10 protein-coding genes are annotated in these 8,666 nt (G+C 45.0%); 3 read left to right on the top strand and 7 right to left on the bottom strand.

Features of this window, described 5'->3' with window-relative positions; genetic code table 11:
* Nucleotides 1-312, bottom strand: coding sequence for a hypothetical protein (locus tag BIZ37_RS07220; protein WP_187460934.1), 312 nt, complete (start codon nucleotides 310-312; stop codon nucleotides 1-3).
* Between the two features lie 265 nt (nucleotides 313-577).
* On the opposite strand from BIZ37_RS07220, the gene BIZ37_RS07215 reads away from it, so the two are divergent.
* Both BIZ37_RS07215 and BIZ37_RS07210 read left to right on the top strand, forming a co-directional pair.
* Nucleotides 578-1,405: an AraC family transcriptional regulator gene (locus BIZ37_RS07215; RefSeq protein ID WP_187460933.1), complete on the top strand. Its 828-nt coding sequence runs from the start codon at nucleotides 578-580 to the stop codon at nucleotides 1,403-1,405.
* A 34-nt stretch (nucleotides 1,406-1,439) separates the two neighbouring features.
* A complete protein-coding gene (locus tag BIZ37_RS07210; RefSeq protein ID WP_187460932.1) occupies nucleotides 1,440-2,066 on the top strand; it encodes a LysE family translocator in 627 nt (208 codons plus the stop codon).
* Nucleotides 2,067-2,098: 32 nt separating this feature from the next.
* On the opposite strand, the gene BIZ37_RS07205 is transcribed toward BIZ37_RS07210, so the two are convergent.
* Nucleotides 2,099-2,632, bottom strand: coding sequence for a porin family protein (locus tag BIZ37_RS07205; protein WP_187460931.1), 534 nt, complete (start codon nucleotides 2,630-2,632; stop codon nucleotides 2,099-2,101).
* 140 nt (nucleotides 2,633-2,772) lie between these two features.
* On the bottom strand, nucleotides 2,773-4,101 hold the full coding sequence (locus BIZ37_RS07200) for a ferric reductase-like transmembrane domain-containing protein (RefSeq protein ID WP_255526697.1): 1,329 nt from the start codon (nucleotides 4,099-4,101) through the stop codon (nucleotides 2,773-2,775).
* Between the two features lie 194 nt (nucleotides 4,102-4,295).
* Here BIZ37_RS07200 and BIZ37_RS07195 point away from each other — a divergent pair, with 194 nt between their 5' ends.
* A complete protein-coding gene (locus BIZ37_RS07195; RefSeq protein ID WP_187460930.1) occupies nucleotides 4,296-4,631 on the top strand; it encodes a PepSY domain-containing protein in 336 nt (111 codons plus the stop codon).
* Nucleotides 4,632-4,706: 75 nt separating this feature from the next.
* Here BIZ37_RS07195 and BIZ37_RS07190 read toward each other — a convergent pair whose 3' ends face one another.
* Genes BIZ37_RS07190 through BIZ37_RS07175 form a run of 4 tightly spaced genes read right to left on the bottom strand, consistent with a single transcriptional unit; the run spans nucleotide 4,707 to nucleotide 8,666 of the window.
* A complete protein-coding gene (locus tag BIZ37_RS07190) occupies nucleotides 4,707-5,477 on the bottom strand; it encodes an ABC transporter ATP-binding protein (protein WP_187460929.1) in 771 nt (256 codons plus the stop codon).
* A complete protein-coding gene (locus BIZ37_RS07185; protein ID WP_187460928.1) occupies nucleotides 5,470-6,279 on the bottom strand; it encodes an ABC transporter ATP-binding protein in 810 nt (269 codons plus the stop codon). The genes BIZ37_RS07190 and BIZ37_RS07185 overlap by 8 nt, the downstream gene beginning before the upstream one ends.
* A gap of 12 nt (nucleotides 6,280-6,291) precedes the next feature.
* Nucleotides 6,292-7,818, bottom strand: coding sequence for an ABC transporter substrate-binding protein (locus BIZ37_RS07180; RefSeq protein ID WP_187460927.1), 1,527 nt, complete (start codon nucleotides 7,816-7,818; stop codon nucleotides 6,292-6,294).
* 26 nt (nucleotides 7,819-7,844) lie between these two features.
* Nucleotides 7,845-8,666, bottom strand: a complete 822-nt coding sequence (locus BIZ37_RS07175; protein WP_187460926.1) for an ABC transporter permease — start codon at nucleotides 8,664-8,666, stop codon at nucleotides 7,845-7,847.

Genomic DNA, 8,666 nt, shown 5'->3' with positions numbered 1-8,666 from the left:
TTAGCGCGAGTGGCTATGGAAAACAGTTCTTGATGCTACTGACATATCCATATCATCTGTCGCGACAACTTTTACTGAGCGGCTGGCGTTCAATGACAGCGGGATAAAGACTCGACCATGCTCATCAGTGGTAAATGACGACCCGTTGAGTTGAGGGACATTGGTTACATTCACTTTAAGCCCTGCTGCCGGAGCTGATTGATCTGTTGCCTTGATATGAAGACCTGAACCTGAATCTGTAATGTTGAGATCAACAGCTGAAGCTGACATTGAACCGACAAGTAAAGTTGATAGCGCGATTGATTTAAGCATGTTGTATTCCTTCTCTGACTGTTTCATTGCTTCGAAACTAAACCGTTTCGTTTTGTTAATTTAAATGTAGGCTCGGCTATTGAAGCTGTCAAGAAAATAAAACTGATTAGTTTCGATTTTTTGTTTGCATTCCCAGAGAGTCAACAGAGTCGTCAGGCGAACTGAGCAATTTCGTTCAAGTTTTTTATTGATGAGTTGAATATATTGGCGTAGGAATAATGTGAGAGACTCTGGTTAGGGAGTTGTGTTTCGAGGAGATAGGCGCGTGGAGCAAGGGAATCACTTTACATACACTGGCAGCACTCTGCAAGACAGCGTGTCTATGCTGAGCGCGACCATGAGTGATTTCAGTTACGCCAAGCATGCCCATGAAGAGTATTCGATTGGACTGACGCTGCAAGGCCGGCAAGATTTTTTTTGCCGCAACGCCTTCTACAAGAGTACACCGGGCAACATCTTGCTGTTTAACCCAGAAGATATCCATGATGGTCATTCTGGTGTAGAGCAGACTCTGGAGTACGTGATGCTTTATATCCACCCGAAGGACCTGCACCCACTCTTTCAGGCGTTGGGACACAAGAAGCACACCACGCTCAGGCTAAATGACACCCTGATTAATGACCCAATACTCCGCCACCAGATTTACGGTATGTCTCAGCGACTGCATGACAACGTATATTCAAGCATTGAGCATGAAGCAGGCTTGTTTCAAATCGCTCAATCCTTGGTGCGCCTGCATGGAAGCCTTGAATTACCCAGCCAACGCACCCGTGCAGATAGGCTGCTACTGCAAGCTAGAGACTTCATCATCGCCAACCTTGCCAGTGACATCACGATTGATGACATTGCCAACGTGGCAAACATGTCTAAGTTTCACTTCATCCGTGCGTTTCGCGAGCACTTTTGCATTACTCCACACCAATATGTTTTGAATTGTCGTATTAACTACGCGCGAAAAGAGTTACTTGCTGGGCACAATGCGACGCGGGCAGCCATTGTTTCTGGGTTTGCCGACGCGAGCCATTTGAACCGTAACTTCAAGCGAGTATTTGGTATGACACCAAAACAGTACCAACTTCAGTGGACTCGTTAAAAACACGAGCTAATGCTTTATCTTGGAGCTAGTCATGTCAGAAATATTCGCCTACGCGATTGGAGTAATGTACACCCCAGGCCCGATAAACCTACTTGGGTTACATAGTGGATTGAACAGGAAAACACGTTCTCACCTTGGCTTTTTCATTGGTGTGGGAACCGCGATGTTTATTCTATTTGTTTTCCTGGGATATGTTGGCCTTCAGGTTATTAATCCCCAAGTACTGCCCTTTGTCAGCCTCGCGGGATGCGCTTACATTTTATATATTGCATGGAAGGTAGCAAACGCCAATGTAGAGCTTACCCAAAGTCATTCAAACTCAGCCACCCTGCGTTTCAGGGACGGACTTTTCATGCAGTTACTCAACCCCAAAGCCCTTCTTGCAACCTTGCCTATCTCTACGATTCAGTTTCCGAGTGTCGGCATTACGGGGGTTGCGATTGTATTGTGGTCATCGGTTCTTGCCATACTGGCCTTCGGTGCTCCAACGGGATACTCATTGGCGGGCCTAGTGTTGGGAAAACGTATTTCGAAACCAAGTTACTTCAAAACATTCAACCTTTTGATGGCTGCATTACTGGTGTACGTATCGTTGACAATTGGATACGAGCACGTGATTACACCTCTGGTAAAATATACGCCCGAGCTATTCACATAACTCAGGCGCTGCAAGCAATGAATGGCATGAGGCTAGAAACGGCGGTCCACTGCTAGTGTGATTTGCTGGGTGTCATCCAACTCGTGCTGGCTACCGTTAATATCCATATCAAGATAGCGGTAAGAGAGATCAACACTCCAATTTTGTGGCAAGCGGTATTGCAAACCCACTTGACCGCCCCAGGTGAAGTGGGTCCGGCTTCTGTCATCAAATTTATTGTTGTAAAGACCCATTGTCGGCCCGATAAACCCCGCCAACCGCCCATCAAAAGCGAATGGCATCATGTAGTCATAAGATAATGTCATCAAGTGCATATAGTGCTTATACTTCTCCCCTTCCGCTCGGACATCATCATCCTTGTAGGAATAGGCCGCAGTGATACGGTGGTCTTGTTCAAGGATTGCCCCTGCTCGAAGCTGGAAATGCGCACTTTCACTGTCTTTTTCAACGGTACGTTTTATTTCATCTTGCTGCCAACCAACACCCGCCCCAACAAAAAAATCCGTTGCCAACGCAGGTGTCGCCACAGCTATCGAAATAATGCTAATCAAAGATAAACACCTCATTATTCACTCCTTTCTCTGCTGTAACATGGAACAACAACTCCATATTACTAAGCTGACAAGGAATATCTTTGCACCAGATCTGAGTTTTTACTCTAATTTTAACCAAAGTCAATATTGTTCAGTTTTTATACAGAAATAGATTACCTAAACTCAAATAGCTCTCGATGAAAGGCTTTTGAAGGTAACTTTGCTTTGGCAAAATCTCTTTCGAGTCGCTTACCAAGCTCGGACGGGCCGCAGAACCATACACTGCATTGATTGATATCTTGGACATTGCTGATAATTTCTTCACTGTCAAAGCGGCTTTGTGAAGTAGTATCCCTTACATGCAAGTCAACACCGGCCTCTGTCGCTCTTTGCTTTAGCTCTGCTAACAATGCACTCTCCTTCTCACGGAAACTGTAATACAAGCTCACTGTCTTATTTTTTCCAACAGCTTCTATCGCGGTAAGAAATGGTGCGATACCAATACCTGCCGCAAACCAGATATGCTGTTTTGCCTCATCGTCAAAATTAAAGCAGCCGTAAGGGCCTTCAACCTGTGCAACCTGCCCCACTTTCAGCCTATTGACCAGCGCGTTGGTGTAATCACCATTCGCTTTGATAAGTAGACGAACGGTGCCATCACGATGACAGGCAGAGGCAAGACTAAATGGGTGTGCTCGCTCTTTATCACCAAACCCAATAAAGGCAAACTGTCCTGGCTTAAACTGAAATGCCTCCGTGTTTTTGGGGTCGACCTTAAGCACCACTTCCACACCATTGTTCATGGGTGTGAAACGCTCTACTTTTGCAGGGTAGCGCTTCTGTTTTCCATTAAAGCCTAAGATAGTCAATAAGCTGCCTACTGTTGCAAGTGTGCTGGTCATAAGTAGTACCAAGCCAGGGAAAGTCAGCCACAGGCTAGCATCGAAAAACATCACCATATGCAGCACCAGCAGCAAATATAAGTACGGGAACAACTTATGTGAAAGTTGAAATACATTGTGTTTGAATTTCTTTATCCAGGCTATCAGGACAAAGGCTGCGGTAAAATAGAAACCATATTCGCCGATGAGCTGTGCAGGGTCCCCCAGCGCTTCTACCAATGTCCAGAACGGGAAGGTTTCGTCTTTAGGCGTAACAAACCCCAGATCCATGGCGAAATCATCACTCAAAAAGCTGGCCCAGTGAAACAAGGCCGAGAATGCGGCTGAAATTCCAAGGTACTTATGTAGCCGGTACTGTTGATCGAGGCCGCCCAACCATTTCTCTATTGGCCACCTCACTACTGGCCAATGCTTAACAGAGAGAATGATGCACAGCGACATCAAAATCATAGAGGCCATTCCAGTGTAGGTAACCAGATAAGTACGTACCTGCCAAAACAACGACCACTCAGGCGTTGCTTCTCCGATATTGAAGATACTGACTGGAAGCAGCAAAGCTACAAACACAATGCCAAAGCAGAACAATAAATTTCTATTCATGGGTTCTTCCATATAACAGCTCATTTGCACTGCAAACCAGAGTATCAATGAAGATGTGAAAAAATCGTTGAGTCACTATCCTAACGAGACAGAACAATAAGCTGGCATTTTCAACGGTGAGATTGGCGTTGTTGGCAGGTTACAAGTTTTGTGGGCTAAGATTTTCTTGTTAACTGAAGGTCATGGAGTAGAGAATGAAAAATTTGATTGTGCATAGTGCTTTGTTTGTCACGCTAGGATTAACCACTATTGCAAGCTATGCAGCAACAGACGCCAAGCTTATTACTGAGCAAGATGCCATAAAAGCGGCTTTGGCAGAAGTCGGAGTGGAAGTGCTTGGCATCCGCTTTGACGAGCCTGATACCCAATGGGATGTCTTTGTGAGACAGGGCGACAAGGCATTCGAGATAGAAGTTGACGCCAAAAGTGGCAAAATCATTGCCGCAGAGGAAGAGACCCTAGCGGAAATACAAGCGGAACTCTCCGGCGACCTTTCACACGAAGGCGTTGAAGGCGATGTGGACAAGTAATATCAGGTCGGAATTAGTAGGATTTAACGCTATGGGGCTTTTTATCTAGCCCCATCTTTACTCATTTTCGATACTTTACCTTAGAGCACTAGTAAGCTTGAGGTTAGATACGATCATATTTTGGGTAACAGGATGCATCGCCTCATCCACAATACACCCACTTGTGAGTTCCTCAACCACCTCGCCCTCATGCATAACGTAGATTCTGTCACATAGCATTTCAGCCAGTGCAAGATCATGGGTAATAAAAAGGCACGCAAAACCAAACTTCAATCTTAATTCATTAAAAAGATTGATGATTTGCTTTTGAATCGTTGCATCTAGTGCTGATGTCGCTTCGTCACAAATTAGCAGTTTTGGTGAAAGTGCCGTTGCGCGAGCAAACGCAATTCGTTGCAATTGACCGCCCGACAATTGATTAGGGTATCTATTAAGTAAATCACCAGATAAATGAACCCTCTCCAATAACTCTTCAGCTAATGCATCGTGTTGGGATTTTTCTATTAGTTTAAAGTTGATAAAAGGCTCAAGCAGATATTGCCTTACTTTCATACGAGCTGGAAAAGTCGCGAATGGGTCTTGAAAGACCATCTGCACTTGCTGATAGTAATCTGTCAGTTTCTGTTGATCTATCGGTTGACCATCAAGGGTAATTTCACCACTTTCAACCGTGTTTATTCTGCACAGTAATCTTGCTAACGTCGATTTACCGCAACCGCTAGCTCCCACAATTCCCACACATTCCGCGGCATCGATATTGATATTGACTGAATTTAACGCTCTGAACGGTTGACCATTTTTAACAAAGCTATGGCTTAAAGCATTAACATCAACGAGGCTAGGCATACTTCAGCTCCCGATTCGATGGTTTAAGCCTCGGCACAGCATCAAGTAACTCACAGGTATAACATTCGTCACGGCGAGAATGAATTTGATCCAAAGTGCCAAAATCAACCACTTCCCCGTCTTTCATCACTAATATCTTATCAGCAATGGCAGCACATGCCGCCAAGTTGTGACTGACCATAATTACAGAGGTATTTTGCTTGGCTTTGCGTAAACGTAGCTCGTTTAGCACTAGCTCTTGTGTTGATACATCCAATGCAGATGTAGGCTCATCCGCTAGGATAAGCTCTGGTTGCATGGAAAGAGATATAGCGATTGCTACTCGCTGCTTCATACCACCACTGAGTTGCCAAGGGCGGGATTGAAGTATTGACTGTGGATCGGCCATCCCTAATCTTTCAATTTCCATCAATGCTATTTGTTTAGCATCTGCCTTTGATATCGCTTTGTGATTACGAATAGCCTCTACAAACTGGCGCTCAATGCCCACCATAGGGCTTAAGGCTGCACCCGGGTTTTGAAACACCATAGCAATACGCCCGCCTCTTAGACTTCTCCATTGCCGGGTATTAAAGCTGGATAGGTCCTCGCCATCAAAATGAATGGACCCGCTATTAATTTTTCCACCGTTGCCGAGCAAATTGATGATGGCGCGGATTAAGGTAGATTTTCCGCTGCCACTTTCTCCAACAACAGCGAGGATTTCTCCTCGCTGAAGTGAAAAACCAATCTGCTTCAACACCTGAGTATCTCGACCATAAGTGACCGATAAACCTTGCACTTCAAGAATTGGCTGAGTCATGCTTTTTCTATATTACTGAGCGAGTTGAATACGGTCATCTACGTAATAAATCTCAGAGATAAATTTGTAAATACCTTCAATACGTTTGTTATGAACGAGGTTACCTTGTTGATAGAACAAGAAAATACCGGCGGTATCTTCCATCAGCAACTTAGAACCCTGCTGCCCTAGCTGGTTACGTTTCTCGTGATCAGTTACACGTTCAAGCTCTGCCAGTAGTTCGTCCAATTGCGGGTTGCTGTAACTCCCCACGTTGCCTCTGGCACCTGTTTTGAAGCTTGACTCAAGGAAGTACTGTGGATCTAGCGTTGGGGCTGATGTCCAACGTTCATAGATAAAATCAAATTGCCCTTGTTTGGCAACTTCAACATGGTTTTCCATTTGCAGTACTTCCATGTCAATGCCGACCTTCTTCAGCTCAGATTGCATTGCAATACCAATGTTCTGGGCCACGGAGCCGTGGTGAGTCATGCTCACATATTTCAAGGTGATTTTTTCACCTTCAAATTCACGGAAACCATCACCATTGCTATCAACAATGCCAACTTTATCAAGTAATGCTTTTGCTCTGTCCACATCGAAGCTGTAGGTGTCGTCACCTCCTAAGCCAAAAGGTAATAGCTCATTAAATGGACCTCGCGCCGGTATGCCTCCTGCAATTCGCTCGGCATAGATATCCTTGCGAATAGCGTGGCGTAACGCCTGACGAAACTCTGGTATTTTCATCCAAGGTTGAGCAAAGTTGGTGCGCAAGAAGAAAATACGCAGGTTAGGCCCGGTAAGGACATTTAACTTAGGATCGTTTTTCAGAATATTGAGATCCATTGGGTTAATTTGGGAGGCAATATCCAGCTCTCCAGACTGCAACGCCATCGAACGAGCTGCTGCATCTTGAATATACTTAACGTTAATCTGCTCGATGCTTGGCTCGCCATTCCAATACTCGGCGTGTTTCTTCAAAACTAGCCCTGTTTCTGCATCAAAACTCTCCACTTTGAAAGCCCCTGTTGCAATCGGCTTGAAGCGGAAATTCTCATCGTTTGCCGCTGCGTTGGCATCAATAATGGTGTAGAGAGGATCAGCCAACTCATTAAGCAGTGTCGCGTATGGGAACTTCAGTGTTACCACCAACCGCATACCATCGGCTTCAATAGAATCAATCGGTAAGATTAAATCTTTACGGTCAGTAATTTCCAATACCCGTTCGATCGAGGCTTTCACAGCCTCGGCATCTACTTTTTCACCATTATGAAAAACAACCCCACTGCGGATGGTAAACTCTGTTGTTATTTCATCTAGTTGTTTCCAGCTTGAAGCAACCATTGGTTTGAACTCAAGGTTTTCATCTATCTGGAGCAGATTCTCACCGACGCCAGTGCGGCTTAAAGTCCATCCGTTCCAGGCCGATGTCGGTTCGACGTCACCATCCAACCAAAAAAGTGCCATATTAACGGTTTTATCTGACGCAATAGCCGGTGCTGTAAGTGCACATGCCAAGGCACTTGCTGCCAGCACTAATGCGCGAAACAGTTTAATCATTTCAAAATTCCATATTTTTGTGCGCATTAAATACGCTCAGGGTTTAAATATTTTCGCGTTGAATCGCCTAAAATATTGAAAATCATCACCACGATAAAAATCGCGATACCTGGATAAATGACAAGCCATGGTGCACTTTGAAGATAGGCTCGACCTTCACTTAACATATTGCCCCACTCAGGCGTAGGCGGTTGTATGCCTAAGCCCAAGAAGGACAAACCAGCCATAGCTAACATCATATTGCCGATATCAAGACTTAACTGAGTAAGAAGCGCTGGCATAACCGCAGGCAATAAATAAAGCCTAAACAGTTTAAAGTTACTGGCTCCTGCCATTCGTCCCGCAATCACGGCCTCACTTTGCATTTCGGTCTTAATTAACACCCGGCTTAGACGAGCGAATTTCGTCCACCAGATAATCCCTAGCGCCAGCATCATATTAATTAGCCCAGGTCCCAATAACCCCACGACAGCAATCGCGAACACCATATCGGGGAAAGCCAACAAGGTATCGGACAGGCGCATTAGAAAGGTGTCGGTTGACCCGCCTCGCATGCCTGCCAGACTGCCAATCGCGATCCCCAGCACGAAAATAATTGCCAACATGCCAAATGTAATACCGAGGGAAACAGCTGCACCGTGTAATAGACGGGACAAAATACACCGCCCGACTTGATCCGTTCCAAGCAAATATTCTTCATTAGGTGGAGAAAGCAAAGACAAAAAGTCTGTCTCTAAGGGGTCATGCGGAGCAAGCAATGGGCCAATTAAGGCTAATAGCACGACGCTTAGTGCAATAAAGAGAGCTAAATAAAACTGATGTTTTTTATTAAAAAAAGATGAATTCAT

The organism is Photobacterium sp. BZF1, assembly GCF_014349205.1.
Taxonomy (GTDB): Bacteria; Pseudomonadota; Gammaproteobacteria; order Enterobacterales; family Vibrionaceae; genus Photobacterium.
The sequence above is the reverse complement of the archived record's forward strand: the minus strand, read 5'-3'. Positions and strand labels throughout refer to the sequence as shown.